The organism is Streptomyces sp. NPDC008125 (assembly GCF_042957125.1).
Taxonomy (GTDB): Bacteria; Actinomycetota; Actinomycetes; order Streptomycetales; family Streptomycetaceae; genus Streptomyces.
In genome coordinates this window covers 352,442-367,250 of record NZ_JBIBHR010000001.1, presented here as the reverse complement: position 1 = coordinate 367,250, position 14,809 = coordinate 352,442, and the positions used below count along the sequence as shown (strand labels likewise).

Below are 14,809 nucleotides of genomic sequence, written 5' to 3'. Positions count from 1 at the left end.
GGCCTTACCCAGCGTCATGGCGCTATCCCCTTGAAAGGTGTCACTCGTGCCACTGGGGCGCGGGCGTGGTCGAGCACCGGGGCGGCGGCGCCCGTGGCGGGTACGGCGTCAGTCGCTGAGCGGTTCCGGCCCGCGCGCGTCATCCGCCGGACCACCTCGGAAGGAGCGGGCGGCTCCGCCTCGACGGGGACGTTCCGGTCGTCGATGCCGACCAGGACGGGTGCATCCTCGATCTCGAACCCGATGTGACGAGGCGTCGGCGTCCCCGATTCGGACACTCGGACGACTCCCCGGTGTTCCTCCTCGCCGGGGGGCCGGCGAGCTGATCGGCATCCCATCAGCCCGGTCGCCGGGCCGCCCCGCCGCTGCGCCGGTCCACGCCCGTCCACCACCTCGGTACCGGACCGGTTCGAGTGCCTGACCCTATTCATCCGATGACCTCATGTCCCACCCCTTCTCCGCGATGCCGTGCGCCGCTACCATCGGGCTGCGCTTGGGAGCGCTCCCACCCCCCGCATCGGCCCACTGCCACCCGTGTGGCGGTCCAGCTCGGAGAGGACTTTTCCGTGCGCTTGAGAGCCAGACCCTTTGCTGCCCTGCTGGCGGTGTTCGCCCTGTCAGCAGGCCTGTCGGGCATCGCCACCCCCTCGGTGGCGCAGCCCCGAACGTCGGGAACCGCCGCCGCCACGGCGGAAGCATCCGATCTGTCGTCGGCTGCCACCCTGGCGGCGGACTCGTACACCTGGAAGAATGTCCGTGTCGACGGCGGCGGTTTCGTCCCCGGCATCGTCTTCAACCGGAGCGAGAAGAACCTCGCCTACGCCCGTACCGACATCGGCGGCGCCTACCGTTGGGACCAGTCGGGCAAGCAGTGGAAGCCGCTGCTCGACGCGGTGGACTGGGACCACTGGGGCTACACCGGTGTGGTGAGCCTCGCCTCCGACCCGGTCCAGCCGAACAACGTCTACGTCGCCGCCGGTACGTACACCAACGACTGGGACCCCAACAAGGGCGCGGTGCTGCGCTCCACCGACCGGGGCGCCACCTGGACGACGTCGGTGCTCCCCTTCAAGCTCGGCGGCAACATGCCCGGGCGCGGGATGGGTGAGCGGCTCGCCGTCGACCCGCACAAGAACTCGGTGCTCTACCTCGGCGCCCCGAGCGGCAACGGCCTCTGGCGCTCCACCGATTCGGGCGCCACCTGGTCGAAGGTCACCTCCTTCACCAACCCCGGAAACTACTCCCAGGATCCGACCGACACCAGCGGCTACGGCAACGACAACCAGGGCGTCACCTGGGTGACGTTCGACGGGCGCGGTGGCAGTTCCGGTACGGCGACGAAGAACATCTACGTCGGGGTGGCGGACAAGGACAACACCGTCTACCGCTCCACCGACGCCGGTGCCACCTGGTCGCGGATCGCCGGACAGCCCACCGGCTACCTGGCGCACAAGGGCGTCCTGGACGAGGGCACCGGCTACCTCTACCTCTCGCTGAGCGACACCGGCGGCCCGTACGACGGGGGCAAGGGGAAGATCGCCCGCTACGACACGGCCACCGGCACCTGGCTGGACGTCAGCCCCGTCGCCGAGGCCGACACGTACTACGGCTTCAGCGGTCTGACCGTGGACCGGCAGAAGCCCGGCACGCTGATGGCGACCGCTTACAGCGCCTGGTGGCCGGACACCCAGATCTTCCGGTCCACCGACAGCGGTGCGACCTGGACCACCGCCTGGGAGTACACGAGTTACCCCACCCGTTCCACCCGCTACACCCAGGACGTCTCCTCGGTGCCCTGGCTCACCTGGGGCGCCAACCCCTCGCCGCCCGAGACCAGTCCGAAGCTCGGCTGGATGACGGAGTCGCTGGAGATCGACCCGTTCGACTCCAACCGGATGATGTACGGCACCGGGGCCACGCTCTACGGCACCGAGAACCTCAAGAACTGGGACACCGGCACCCAGTTCAAGATCACGCCCATGGTGAAGGGGATCGAGGAGACGGCCGTCAACGACCTGGCCAGCCCGCCCTCCGGCGCCCCGCTGCTCAGTGCGCTGCTCGACGTCGGCGGCTTCCGGCACACGAATCTCGACGCCGTGCCCGCGATGATGTACACCTCGCCCAACTTCACCTCCTCCACCAGCCTCGACTTCGCCGAGGCATCGCCCAACACCGTGGTACGCGTGGGTGACGCGGACGCCGCGCCGCACGTCGCGTTCTCGACGGACAACGGCGCCAACTGGTTCGGCGGCTCCGACCCCTCGGGCGTCACCGGCGGCGGCACGGTCGCGGCGGCTGCGGACGGCAGCTCCTTCGTCTGGAGCCCCGCGGGCACCGGGGTGTACCGCACCACCGGCTTCGGCTCGTCCTGGACGGCCTCCACCGGCATCCCGGCCGGCGCCACCGTGGAGTCGGACCGCAAGAACCCGAAGAAGTTCTACGGCTACAAGTCCGGTGTCTTCTACGTCTCCACCGACTCCGGCGCCACCTTCACCGCGAAGCCGTCCACCGGCCTCCCGGCCGAGGGCAACGTCCGGTTCAAGGCCGTCCCCGGCACCGAGGGCGACGTCTGGCTGGCCGGCGGCGCCACCACCGGTACGTACGGCCTGTGGCACTCCACCGACTCCGGCGCCACCTTCACCAAGTTGTCCAACGTGGCGCAGGCGGACTCGATCGGGTTCGGCAAGGCGGCCCAAGGTGCCTCGTACCAGACCCTGTTCACCAGCGCGAAGATCGGCGGGGTGCGCGGCATCTTCCGGTCCACCGACGCGGGCGCGAGCTGGACCCGCATCAACGACGACGCGCACCAGTGGGGCTGGACCGGCGGGGCGATCACCGGCGACCCGCGGATCTTCGGCCGGGTGTACGTCTCCACCAACGGCCGCGGCATCCTCTACGGCGACTCCGCGGCCGGTGACACCGGCACCACCGACCCGGGCACCGACCCCGGTACGGACCCGGGCACCGACCCCGGTACGGACCCCGGGACCGACCCCGGCACCCCCGCCGGCGCGGCCTGCAAGGTGACGTACAAGATCACCAACCAGTGGTCCGGCGGCTTCCAGGGCGACGTCACCCTCACCAACACCGGCGACACGGCGATCGACGGCTGGAAGCTCGCCTGGAGCTTCCCCGGCGGCCAGCAGATATCCCAGGCGTGGAACGCGACGGTCCAGCAGACCGGCACCGCGGTGACGGCCACGGACGCCGGCTGGAACGGCAAGCTCGCGGCAGGATCGTCGGCGTCCTTCGGCTTCACGGGCAGCTGGTCCGGGAGCAACGCCGCGCCGAGCGCCTTCACTCTGGGAGGCAAGAGCTGCACCCTCGGCAGCTGAGGTGAGCGTCGCTTCCGCGTGTACCTCTGCGCGGAAGCGACGCTTCCCTTCACCTCACACAGAGCGCGCGGCTGCGCGGGTGCCCCCTGACGGGGCCCTGTCGCCGGTGGTGGCCGACCTGGGCAGCCGGCAGGTGCCGCTCATCGACGACCTGCCGGCCGGCATCCGCACCAGGGGGCCGGGGGGGCCTCCACCTGGGCCGGCTGCCGGCGCGGGAGTGGCGCGAGGGGGGCGCTTCGAACAGTGCGGGAGGGGCGTGACTGCTTCTCGTACAGGGGCGTGACTGGTTCTCGTACAGGTTCGTGGACCATACTGCCCGCCGTGGAGCAGAGCATAGAGTCCAAGACGAAGCCCGAGTTCGCCGCTGGAACCGACCCGGCGTACATCCCCGGCCTGACGGCCCCCGTTCCGGCACGGACCGGGGACGAGGAGGTGGCCGGCGCCCCGGCGGAGGCGGCAGCCGACGACGCCGGGATCATCCAGGACGCCGTCCCGGCCGAGCCTTCCGCGACCACCGCCACAGGGGTGGACGAGGAACCGGAGGAAGCCGCCGCGGAGCCCGCCGCGTCCGGTACGGAGCCGACGGCCGCCGACGCCGACGAGTCCGGTGACGGTGATGCGTCCGCCGATGCCGACGAGCCCGGTGCGCCGGTCTTCGAGATCAGCGACCGGCGCGGGTCCATCCGCGTGGACAAGGCGGGGATCCGGTTCACGCTCGACGACCAGGAGGCCGAGTTCGCCTGGTCCGAGGTCTCCGCCGTCGAGGCGAGGACAGCCGGCATGGCCCGCCGGTTCACCCTCACCGTCCACGTCTCCTCACGCCGCTGGTTCAACGCCGAGGTGGTCGCGGAGAGCCGGAAGCGGCTCAAGGAGTGGCCGGAAGAGCTCGACGTGGTCCTGGACGCCTACTTCGAGGAGTCGGAGGAGTCCTGACACGGAACGGCGATCGGGAACGCCTGATTCCACCACCAGGAGGGCCGGGAAGCCGCGGAGGCCACCCGGCCCTCCGTCACGCGTGGGTGTGGTTCTCCCCGCTGGGGCGTACGACCCCTCCGGGGCGCGCGGCATAATCGCGACCATGTCGAACATGGGTGGGGACGTCGTCGACCTGGGCCGGGGGCTGTACGTCTGGCTGCCGCCGGAGAGAGGCTGGGGGCTGGCCAACTGCGGTCTGCTCGCCTCGCCGAAGGGAGCGTTGTTGATCGACACCCCCTACGACCGCGCGCTGGCCGGGCAGTTCCTCGCGGCGAGCCAGGCACGGCTGCCCGAGGGCGTGTCGATCGACCGGGTGATCGTCACCCACGCCAACGGTGACCACTTCTGGGGCGCCGGGGTCGTACCGGACGCCGAGATCATCGTCACGCGCGGGGCCCGCGAGCACATCCACTTCGAGCCCACCCCGCAGCAGCAGCACTCCCTGATCGCCTCCGGCGACCCGGAGACACCTCTCGGGTCCTATCTGGCCCGGCACTTCGGGCCCTTCGACTGGTCGGGCACCGAACCCGTCGTGCCGACCACGTACTTCACCGGCGAACTCGAACTGACCCTGGACGGCCACCCGGTACGGATCACGGCGCTGCCGCCCGCGCACACCACGGGTGATCTGATCGTCCATCTGCCGGACCACGGAACGGTGTTCACCGGAGACGTGATCTTCGGCTCCACGCCCGAGCGGCCGGGTGACCACCCGTGCCACTGGGCCGGCCCGCTCGCCCACGTGATCGAGGCGTGCGAACGCGTCCTGGCCACCGGCGCGAAGACGATCGTGCCGGGCCACGGACCCCTGCTCGGCCCGGCCGGAGTCCGTGACCACATCGACTACCTCGGCCACGTACGGGCACGCGCCCACGCCTGCCACGCGGCCGGAATCCCCGCGCCGGAGGCGGCCCGCCGGATCGTCGCCGAGGGCCGCCACCCCGAATTGGGCCTGCCCGAGCGGCTGGCCGTGACGGTCGGCACCGAATACCGGCATCTGGACGGCACCGAGCAGACGGGCGTGTTCGAGGTGATGTTCGAAGTCGCCTCGCTGGCAGAGGACATCGAGCGGGGGCTCGTCGGCCCGTCCCGCAGCTGATCCCGCACCCGCGCACGCTGTCGGCCGACCGCCCCGTCGAGGGCGGGGACATCCGTCCCGGCCCCGGCCGGTCCGCCCCGCCGAACCCCCGCCCCGGCCCGTCCGTCCGTCCCCGCGCAGGGCGACTGGATCGGCCCTGGCCTCTCCGGCTACGTTGATGCCGCGGCCAGAGCCGATCCGGTACACGGCGGAGTCGATCCGGAGGATCGGATTCCCGGCCGTGTCGCTGGTGGGCCGAACGGGTGAGGAACGAGAGGATTGGCCGATGAACAGCGAGCGCAGCCGGCGCACCGTCGACCGGCACACGGACGAGGTGACCCTGTGAGCAGGTACGACAGGTACGACGCCACCGACGCCCAGTGGGAGGGCCTGGCGCAGGTGGTGCCGCTGCGGGGCCGCAACGAGTGGCCGTCACGGGTCGATCATGACGCGATGGTGCAGGACAGGGCCGAGGAACAGCGCCGACTGGTCGTGCTCCGGGTCCAGGTCTTCTCCGACGCCCGCGAGGTGGCCGAGTACCTCGTCGCGCAGATCCCGGTCCTGCTGGACCTGACGGCGGCCGAGACGGACGTGGCCAAGCGCATTCTCGACTTCAGCAGCGGCGTCGTCTTCGGACTCGGCAGCGGCATGCACCGGGTGGACCGGAACGTCTTCCTCCTCGCGCCGATCGGCATGGAGGTGGAGGGGGTGACCCCGGCGGGCATCCCTCAATCGTAGGAAGCTCGTCCGGGCAAAACGGTTCGCCCGCCGGAGCCGTGCGTACGGTCCCGGCATGACCACCACAGCCCCTCCTCCGAGCACCACCCGCGTCTGCCCGCCCCGCGCCGCTCCCGACGCCACGGCCCGGCCCGTCCGCCCCGTCGTCACCGAACTGCGGCTGGCCGCCTTCGCCTCGCACTGGCGCCGAACCCTGCCACTGGGGCCGCTGACCCTGCTCACCGGCCCCAGCGGCAGCGGTACCTCGTCCGCGCTGCGGGCCTATGAGGCGCTGGCCCGCCTCGGCGCGGGCGACGCGCTGGAGGAGGTGTTCCCCGACCCCGTCTCCTGCGTGCCCGAGCGCGCGGCGGCCGACGCCGAGGGCAGGCGCGGGTTCCGCATCGGCTGCACCGTGGACGGTCCGGCGGGGCCGGTCAGGCTCGACGTGGCGGTCCAGGCCGAACCCTCCCTGCGCATCGTGGGCGAGCGGCTCACGGCGGGCGGGCAGACCCTGCTCAGCACCGCGCTGCGCGACCCGCGCCGCCCGACCGTACAAGCCGCCTGGCACACGGCGGGCCAGGTGCCGGTGACCCGGGCCCCCCTCCCGGACGGCCGTCTCGCCACGGCGCTGCTGCCGCTGCGGGTGGCCGGCATCACCGAGGGCCAGTTACGCGTCCTCGCCGCCGCCGAGCAGGTGGTGGTGGGCCTGCACTCCGCCTTCCCCTGCGATCCGCTGCCCCGGGGCATGCGCGGACCGGCCCGCGCCGGGGAGGGGCGGCTCCGCCCCGGCTGCGACAACCTCGCCGCGGTGCTCGCGCGGACCCGTACGCAGTGCGCGCAGCGGCACGCCCGGCTGGTGTCCGCCGCGGCGGCGGGGTGCGCGGGTCCGGTGACCGCGCTGACCACCCGGGACCTGGCGGACGGCACGGTGGAGGCTCTGGTGGGGCGCGGCGCCGGGCGTACCACCCCGATCGGACGCCTCGGCGACGGCGAGCTGCGCTATCTCGCCCTCGCGCTGGTGCTGCTGACGGGGCCTCATGTGCTGGAGGTGAACACACCGGACGAGATCCCCTGGGCCATGCGCGCCCTCACCGTGCTGACGGACGGGTTCGACCGGGGGCTCGACGGGCGCCAGTCCGGCGAGTTGATCCGGCTCGCCGCCGGGATCTGCGCCGACGGGCACCTGCGGATGATCGGCACGGTGGGGGAGTCGGGGGCGGCTCTGGCCGGCCGGGTCGATGGCGCGACAGTGGTAGACCTGTCCGGGTGAACGAACTCGATGTGGCACAGCTCCAGCGGCGGCTCGCCGCCTTCGCCGAATCCAGACAGTGGGGCCAGTACCACACCCCCAAGAACCTGGCCGCGGCCCTCAGCGTGGAAGCCTCCGAACTGCTGGAGATCTTCCAGTGGCTGACCCCGGAACAGGCCGCGGCCGTGATGAGCGACCCGGGGACGGCGCACCGGGTGGAGGACGAGGTGGCCGACGTCCTCGCCTACCTGCTGCAGTTCTGCGAGGTGCTGGGAGTGGATGCGCTGGCGGCGCTGTCGGCGAAGATCGACCGGAACGAGACCCGTTTTCCGGTGCCCGAGGGGCCCGGGGCCCCTGAGCATCACTCTTCGGAGTGATCGACTTATCCACAATCGCCTTCGTATCCACAGATTTCCGAATTCCTCTGTCCTTTCGGTACCGCCTCACTCACTGTGGGTAATGGACTGAGTGACCGGGTTTTTACAGTGACGGGGGATCGGATGGAAGCGGAACGACTGGTCGAGATCGGGCGGCGCGCGCTGGCGGAGAGCCGGGGCGCGGCGGACGTCATGACCGAGGCGTGGCAGGCTCAGGCGCTGGCGCGGGCCATCGGCGGCCGGCTGGCCGTCGCCGGGCCCGCCGAGTTACGCGGTGACGCGCGTGGGCTCGGTGAGATCGGTGGGAGGGACTGGTCCGCGCCGGATTCGCCGGTGTATCTGCCCGGACAGGCGCGTGCGGCCCGCCTTACGGAGGTGGCCGACGTGTCGCGCACCCTCGACGGGCTGGCGCTGCTCCTCGGCGAGGCGGCCATGGCGCTCGTCGGGGTCGCCTGCGACACCGGCGAGGACACCCTCTACTGGCAGTGCATCGAGGCGATAGACGCTGCCGACGAGTCGATGGACCGGGTGCGGGGCATGCTCGGCCGCCTCGCCGAACAGGCGCGGGAGCGGGCGAGGGAACGGGACGGTCCGTACGGCGCGATCCGGGGATAGGGCGTTCGCCAGGGTCGTGCCGGGCTCGGGGACCCGAGCGGTGGCAGGTGGTACCGCGCGGTGCCGGGGACGGCGACCCCGGTCCGGACGGCCCGTGCGAAGGCGGCGCGGAGGGAGCCGCGCGAAGGGAGCCGGGCGGAAAGAGGCAGGATGGAACCATGGATCTGCGCATTTTCACCGAGCCCCAGCAAGGGGCGAGCTACGACACCCTGCTGACCGTCGCCAAGGCCACCGAGGACCTCGGGTTCGATGCCTTCTACCGCTCCGACCACTACCTCCGCATGGGGGCCGGTGACGGCCTGCCCGGCCCGACCGACGCCTGGATCACGCTGGCGGGCCTGGCCCGCGAGACCAAGCGCATCCGCCTCGGCACGCTCATGACGGCGGGCACCTTCCGCCTTCCCGGCGTGCTCGCCATCCAGGTCGCCCAGGTCGACCAGATGTCCGGCGGGCGGGTCGAGCTGGGGCTGGGCGCGGGCTGGTTCGAGGAGGAGCACAAGGCGTACGGCATCCCCTTCCCGAAGGAGAAGTTCGGACGCCTGGAGGAGCAGCTCGCCATCGTCACCGGCCTCTGGGCCACCGAGATCGGCGAGACCTTCAGCTACGACGGCACCTACTACCAGCTCACCGACTCGCCCGCACTGCCCAAGCCGGCCCAGCCCAAGGTGCCGGTGCTGATCGGTGGACACGGCGCGGTCCGTACCCCGCGGCTGGCCGCGCGGTACGCGGACGAGTTCAACATCCCGTTCGCCTCGCTGGAGGACACGGAGAAGCAGTTCGGCCGGGTGCGGGAGGCCGCGAAGGCGGCCGGGCGCGGACCCGACGACCTGGTGTACTCCAACGCCCTCGTGGTCTGCGTCGGCAAGGACGACGCGGAGGTGGCCCGCCGGGCCGCCGCCATCGGCCGGGACGTGGAGGAGCTGAAGGCCAACGGCCTCGCCGGTTCGCCGGCCGAGGTGGTCGACAGGATCGGGCAGTTCGCGGCGGTCGGGTCCTCGCGGATCTACCTCCAGATCCTCGACCTCGACGACCTGGACCACCTGGAACTGATCTCCTCGCAGGTCCAGTCGCAGCTGAGCCGATGAGCCGGTAGGTAAAGCGGAGGAGGAGAAGGAGTACCTGTGCGTCCCGTCCGCGGATCTCTCGCCGACGCCCTCGCCGAGGGCCCGGTGGTGCTCGACGGAGGGCTCTCCAACCAGTTGGAGGCCCAGGGGTGCGAGCTGTCGGACGCGCTGTGGTCGGCGCGGCTGCTGGCGGATGCGCCCGAGCAGATCGAAGCCGCGCACACCGCGTACGCACGGGCGGGCGCACAGGTACTCACCACCGCCAGCTACCAGGCGACCTTCGAGGGGTTCGCCCGCCGGGGGTTCGGACACCGCCGGGTGCGGGAGCTTCTCGGACGGAGCGTGGAGCTGGCCCGCCGCGCGGCCGACCACGCGGGACGCGAGACCTGGGTGGCCGCCTCCGTCGGGCCGTACGGGGCGATGCTCGCGGACGGCAGCGAGTACCGGGGCGGGTACGGCCTCTCCGTCCAGGAGCTGGAGCGCTTCCACCGCCCCCGGGTGGAGGCGCTGGCCGCGGCCGGGCCCGACGTACTGGCGCTGGAAACGGTGCCGGACACGGACGAGGCGCGGGCGCTGCTCCGGGCGGTCGCCGGCACCGGAACCCCGGTGTGGCTCTCGTACACCGTCGCGGGCGGGCTGACCCGGGCGGGGCAGCCGCTGCGGGAGGCATGCGCGCAGGCGGCCGGGAACGATCAGGTGATCGCGGTCGGCGTCAACTGCTGCGACCCCGCCGAGGCCGACGCCGCGGTCCGGTGCGCGGCGGAGGCGACCGGCAAGCCGGTGGTCGTCTACCCCAACAGCGGGGAGCGGTGGGACGCGCGGTCACGCCGGTGGACCGGCGCGAGCACCTACGGCGGCCCGGAGCGGGTCCGTACCTGGACGCGGGACGGAGCGCGGCTGGTCGGCGGCTGCTGCAGGGTCGGTCCGGAGCAGATCACCGCGCTGGGCCACGCCCTGGGCCGTGCGCCGGAGACGGCCGGAGACACGGACGCCCCTGCGGACGCGCGCGGGGACGCCTCGGGCGGGCGCCGGGCGCCGGGCGCCGGGGGCGCGGAAAATTCCTGGTGAGGAGAGGGCAGCCCGCCCATACTCGGACAGGTGTTCATGACGATCAGTACGACCGGCACCCCCGAACGCCCTGCGACCGACCTCGGTTTCCTGCTGCACAAGCATCCCGGGAAGGCGCAGACGTTCTCCACCTCGCACGGCACGGCGCACGTCTTCTACCCCGAGGCGTCCTCCGAGCGGTGCACGGCCGCGCTGCTGCTGGAGATCGATCCGGTGGCACTGGTCCGGCGCGGCAAGGGGAAGGGGCGGGGCGGAGCTCCGGACGCGGCGCTCGCGAGTTACGTCAACGACCGCCCGTACGCGGCCTCCTCGCTGATGTCGGTGGCCATGACGACCGTCTTCAAGTCGGCGCTGCGGGGTGACTGCCGGACCATGCCCGACCGGGCCGGCGCACCGCTGCCGCTGCGGATCGAGGTGCCCGCCCTGCCCGCGCGGGGCGGTGCCGAGCTGGTGGCGAAACTGTTCGGGCCGCTCGGCTGGTCACGGGTGGAGGCGGAGCCCGTACGGCTGGACGGACGGTTCCCCGAGTGGGGCGACTCCCGTTACGTACGGCTCGTCCTGGAAGGGGAGCTGAGGCTCTCCGACGCGTTGCGCCAGCTCTACGTCCTGCTGCCGGTGCTCGACGACGCCAAGCACTACTGGGTGGCGCCGGACGAGGTGGACAAGCTGCTGCGGGCCGGTGAGGGATGGCTCGCCGCGCACCCGGAGCACCGGCTGATCACCAGCCGTTACCTCTCGCGCCGTTGGGGGCTGACCCGCCAGGCCGAGCAGGCGCTGGAACTCGTCCGCCTCGCCGAGTCCGACGACCTCGACGTGGAGAGCGTGGACAACGCGGTGGACGAGGCCACGGACACCCCCGAGCGCCCGGTTCCGCTCGCGCAGCAGCGGCGCGAGGCGATCCTGTCCGCCCTGCACGGTGCCGGGGCGGCACGGGTGCTCGACCTCGGCTGCGGGCAGGGGCAGTTGGTCCAGGCGATGCTCAAGGACGTGCGGTTCACCGAGATCCTCGGGGTCGACGTGTCGATGCGCGCGCTCACGATCGCCGCCCGCCGGCTCAGGCTGGAGCGGATGGGCGAACGCCAGGCCCGCCGGGTCGCGTTGCTGCAGGGCTCCCTCACGTACACGGACAAGCGACTGCGGGGGTACGACGCGGCGGTGCTCAGCGAGGTCGTGGAACACCTGGACCTCCCGAGGCTGCCCGCGCTGGAGTACGCGGTGTTCGGCTCCGCGCGCCCCCGCACGGTGCTCGTCACCACGCCGAACGTCGAGTACAACGTGCGCTGGGAGACCCTTCCGGCCGGGCACGTCCGCCACGGTGACCACCGGTTCGAGTGGACCCGGGCCGAGTTCCGCGACTGGGCGGACGGCGTGGCGGACCGCTACGGCTACTCGGTCGCGTTCACCCCCGTCGGGCCGGACGACCCCCAGGTGGGACCGCCCACCCAGATGGCGGTGTTCACGACGGCCGAGGGCGACACCGCGAGTCGCAGCGCACACGAGAGCAAGAACCGGAGCGAGAACGACAACACGAGCCAGAGCGAGAACGAGAGAGCGAAGGAGGCGAAGGCGGCATGAACGGCACCACTGACAGCAACGGCGACAGCAACAGCGACGAGAACCTCACCACCACTGACACGACCACCAGCACCACCGACACCACCACCACCACCACTGACACGACCACCACCACCACCGACACGACCACCACCACCGACACCGCCACCGGCCGTACGCCCGTCCGGCTCCGTACCCTGCCAGTGCCCGACCTCTCCCTCGTCGTACTGATCGGGGCCACCGGCTCCGGCAAGTCGACGTTCGCGCGCCGCCACTTCAAACCCACCGAGGTCGTCTCCTCGGACTTCTGCCGCGGCCTGGTCGCCGACGACGAGAACGACCAGAGCGCGAGCGCCGACGCCTTCGACGTGCTCCACTACATCGTCGGCAAGCGCCTCGAAGCGGGCCGGCTCACCGTCGTGGACGCCACCAACGTCCAGTCCGAGGCCCGCCGCAAGCTCGTCCGGCTGGCCCGGGAGTACGACGTGCTGCCGGTGGCCGTGGTGCTCGACCTGCCCGAGGAGGTCTGCCAGGCGCGCAACGCGAAGCGGCCCGACCGGGCGCACATGCCGCGCCACGTCGTCCAGCGCCACCGGCGCGAGCTGCGCCGTTCGCTGCGCGGTCTGGAGCGCGAGGGCTTCCGCAAGGTGCACGTGCTGCACACCGAGGAGGAGGCCGACCGGGCGACCGTCGAGCGCGAGCGCCGGTACAACGACCTGCGCCACCTCACCGGCCCCTTCGACATCATCGGCGACATCCACGGGTGCAGCGGTGAACTCGAGTCCCTGCTCGCCAAGCTCGGTTACACGGACGGCAGCCACCCCGAGGGGCGCACGGCGGTCTTCGTCGGCGACCTCGTCGACCGGGGACCGGACAGCCCCGGGGTGCTGCGCCGGGTGATGTCCATGGTCGCCTCGGGGGACGCCCTCTGCGTGCCCGGCAACCACGAGAACAAGCTCGGTCGCTACCTCAACGGCCGCAAGGTCCAGCACACCCACGGTCTGTCCGAGACCATCGAGCAGCTGGAGCGTGAGGACGACTCCGACCCGGAGTTCCGCACGCGGGTGGCGGAGTTCGTCGCGGGGCTCGTCAGCCACTACGTGCTCGACGGCGGCGACCTGGTGGTGTGCCACGCCGGGCTGCCCGAGAAGTACCACGGCCGCACCTCCGGCCGGGTCCGCTCGCACGCCCTGTACGGCGACACCACCGGCGAGACCGACGAGTTCGGCCTGCCCGTGCGCTACCCGTGGGCCGAGGAGTACCGCGGCCGTGCCGCCGTCGTCTACGGCCACACCCCCGTCCCCACGGCCTCCTGGGTCAACAACACGCTCTGCCTGGACACCGGGGCCGTCTTCGGCGGCAAGCTGACCGCGCTGCGCTGGCCGGAGCGCGAAATCGTCGACGTCCCCGCCGAGAAGGTCTGGTACGAGCCGGTCAGGCCGCTGGCGACCGAAGCGCCGGGCGGCAGGGAGGGCCGACCGCTCGACCTCGGGGACGTCCACGGCCGCCGGATCGTGGAGACCCGCCACATGGGCCGGGTCTCGGTGCGCGAGGAGAACGCGGCCGCCGCGCTCGAAGTGATGAGCCGGTTCGCCGTCGACCCCAGGCTGCTGCCGTACCTCCCGCCGACCATGGCGCCGACCGCCACCTCCCACGAGGACGGCTACCTGGAGTACCCTGCCGAGGCGTTCGCGCAGTACCGGGCGGACGGGGTCGCCACGGTCGTGTGCGAGGAGAAGCACATGGGTTCGCGGGCGGTCGCCCTGGTCTGCCGGGACGCCGGGGCCGCCCGTGAGCGGTTCGGTACGGACGGGCCGACCGGCGCGCTCTACACCCGCACCGGGCGGCCGTTCCTGGACGACGCGGAGCTGACCGAGACGCTCCTCGGCAGGATCGGGGCCGCCGTCACCGCGGCGGGGCTCTGGGAGGAGTGGGACACCGACTGGGTCCTGCTCGACGCGGAACTGCTGCCCTGGTCGCTGAAGGCGGGCGGACTGCTGCGCTCCCAGTACGCCGCCGTGGGCGCCGCCGCCGGTGCCGCCCTCCCGCCGGCCCTCGCCGCGCTGGAGGCCGCTGCGGGCCGGGGCGTCGACGTGGCCTCTCTCACCGGGCGCCAGCGGGAGCGGGCCCACGACGCCGCGGCGTTCACCGAGGCGTACCGGCGCTACTGCTGGAACACCGAGGGGCTGGACGGCGTGCGGCTCGCACCGTTCCAGGTCCTCGCGGTGCGGGGGCGTTCGCTCGCCGCCGAACCGCACGACGCGCAGCTCGGGTGGCTGGACCGGCTGGTCGAGCACGACCCGACCGGCCTGCTCCAGGTCACCCGCCGGCTCGTCGTCGACACCGGCGACGAGACGTCCGTCCGCGCGGGCGTCGACTGGTGGCTGGAGATGACCGGAAGCGGCGGCGAGGGCATGGTCGTCAAGCCGCTCGGCGCTCTCGTACGGGACGCCGAGGGGCGGCTCGTGCAGCCGGGCGTCAAGGTGCGCGGCCGGGAGTACCTCCGGATCATCTACGGCCCCGAGTACACCCGGCCGGCCAATCTGGAGCGGCTGCGCTCCCGGTTCCTCGGCCACAAGCGGTCGCTGGCGCTGCGGGAGTACGCGCTCGGTCTGGAAGCGCTGGACCGGCTGGCCGGGGGCGAGCCGCTCTGGCGGGTCCACGAGGCGGTCTTCGCCGTCCTCGCGCTGGAGTCCGAGCCGGTCGACCCCCGGCTGTGACGCACCGCTGTGACGTACCGCTGTGACGCACGCCCCGCGATCGGCAGGCCGTTCGCG

The 14,809-nt window shown here is 72.3% G+C and carries 11 protein-coding genes; all 11 read left to right on the top strand.

Features of this window, described 5'->3' with window-relative positions; genetic code table 11:
• The first annotated feature begins 566 nt into the window (after positions 1-566).
• The 11 genes from ACFZAX_RS01530 to ACFZAX_RS01480 all read left to right on the top strand — a co-directional run bounded on the left by ACFZAX_RS01530 (position 567) and on the right by ACFZAX_RS01480 (position 14,752).
• The gene (locus tag ACFZAX_RS01530; RefSeq protein ID WP_390957955.1) at positions 567-3,335 is read left to right on the top strand and encodes a cellulose binding domain-containing protein; all 2,769 of its coding nucleotides are present in this window, start codon (positions 567-569) and stop codon (positions 3,333-3,335) included.
• A gap of 321 nt (positions 3,336-3,656) precedes the next feature.
• Entirely contained in the window at positions 3,657-4,268 is a 612-nt protein-coding gene (locus ACFZAX_RS01525; protein ID WP_390957953.1) for a hypothetical protein, read from the top strand.
• A 145-nt stretch (positions 4,269-4,413) separates the two neighbouring features.
• Positions 4,414-5,409, top strand: a complete 996-nt coding sequence (locus tag ACFZAX_RS01520; protein ID WP_390957952.1) for an MBL fold metallo-hydrolase — start codon at positions 4,414-4,416, stop codon at positions 5,407-5,409.
• A 321-nt stretch (positions 5,410-5,730) separates the two neighbouring features.
• Complete coding sequence (locus ACFZAX_RS01515; RefSeq protein ID WP_390957950.1) at positions 5,731-6,126, top strand: cell division protein SepF; 396 nt, start codon at positions 5,731-5,733, stop codon at positions 6,124-6,126.
• 55 nt (positions 6,127-6,181) lie between these two features.
• Complete coding sequence (locus tag ACFZAX_RS01510; RefSeq protein WP_390957948.1) at positions 6,182-7,375, top strand: ATP-binding protein; 1,194 nt, start codon at positions 6,182-6,184, stop codon at positions 7,373-7,375.
• On the top strand, positions 7,372-7,731 hold the full coding sequence (locus ACFZAX_RS01505; RefSeq protein WP_390957946.1) for a MazG-like family protein: 360 nt from the start codon (positions 7,372-7,374) through the stop codon (positions 7,729-7,731). The genes ACFZAX_RS01510 and ACFZAX_RS01505 overlap by 4 nt, the downstream gene beginning before the upstream one ends.
• Before the next feature lie 123 nt (positions 7,732-7,854).
• Positions 7,855-8,346, top strand: a complete 492-nt coding sequence (locus tag ACFZAX_RS01500) for a DUF6099 family protein (protein WP_390957945.1) — start codon at positions 7,855-7,857, stop codon at positions 8,344-8,346.
• A 158-nt stretch (positions 8,347-8,504) separates the two neighbouring features.
• Positions 8,505-9,431 carry a TIGR03560 family F420-dependent LLM class oxidoreductase gene (locus tag ACFZAX_RS01495; protein ID WP_390957943.1) on the top strand — a complete coding sequence of 309 codons (927 nt, stop codon included), beginning with the start codon at positions 8,505-8,507 and terminating at the stop codon, positions 9,429-9,431.
• A 36-nt stretch (positions 9,432-9,467) separates the two neighbouring features.
• The gene (gene mmuM, locus ACFZAX_RS01490; protein WP_390957942.1) at positions 9,468-10,478 is read left to right on the top strand and encodes a homocysteine S-methyltransferase; all 1,011 of its coding nucleotides are present in this window, start codon (positions 9,468-9,470) and stop codon (positions 10,476-10,478) included.
• Positions 10,479-10,508: 30 nt separating this feature from the next.
• Positions 10,509-12,053 carry a 3' terminal RNA ribose 2'-O-methyltransferase Hen1 gene (locus ACFZAX_RS01485; RefSeq protein WP_390957940.1) on the top strand — a complete coding sequence of 515 codons (1,545 nt, stop codon included), beginning with the start codon at positions 10,509-10,511 and terminating at the stop codon, positions 12,051-12,053.
• Entirely contained in the window at positions 12,050-14,752 is a 2,703-nt protein-coding gene (locus ACFZAX_RS01480; RefSeq protein ID WP_390957939.1) for a polynucleotide kinase-phosphatase, read from the top strand. Before ACFZAX_RS01485 ends, ACFZAX_RS01480 begins: the two co-directional genes overlap by 4 nt.
• Positions 14,753-14,809 lie beyond the last annotated feature (57 nt).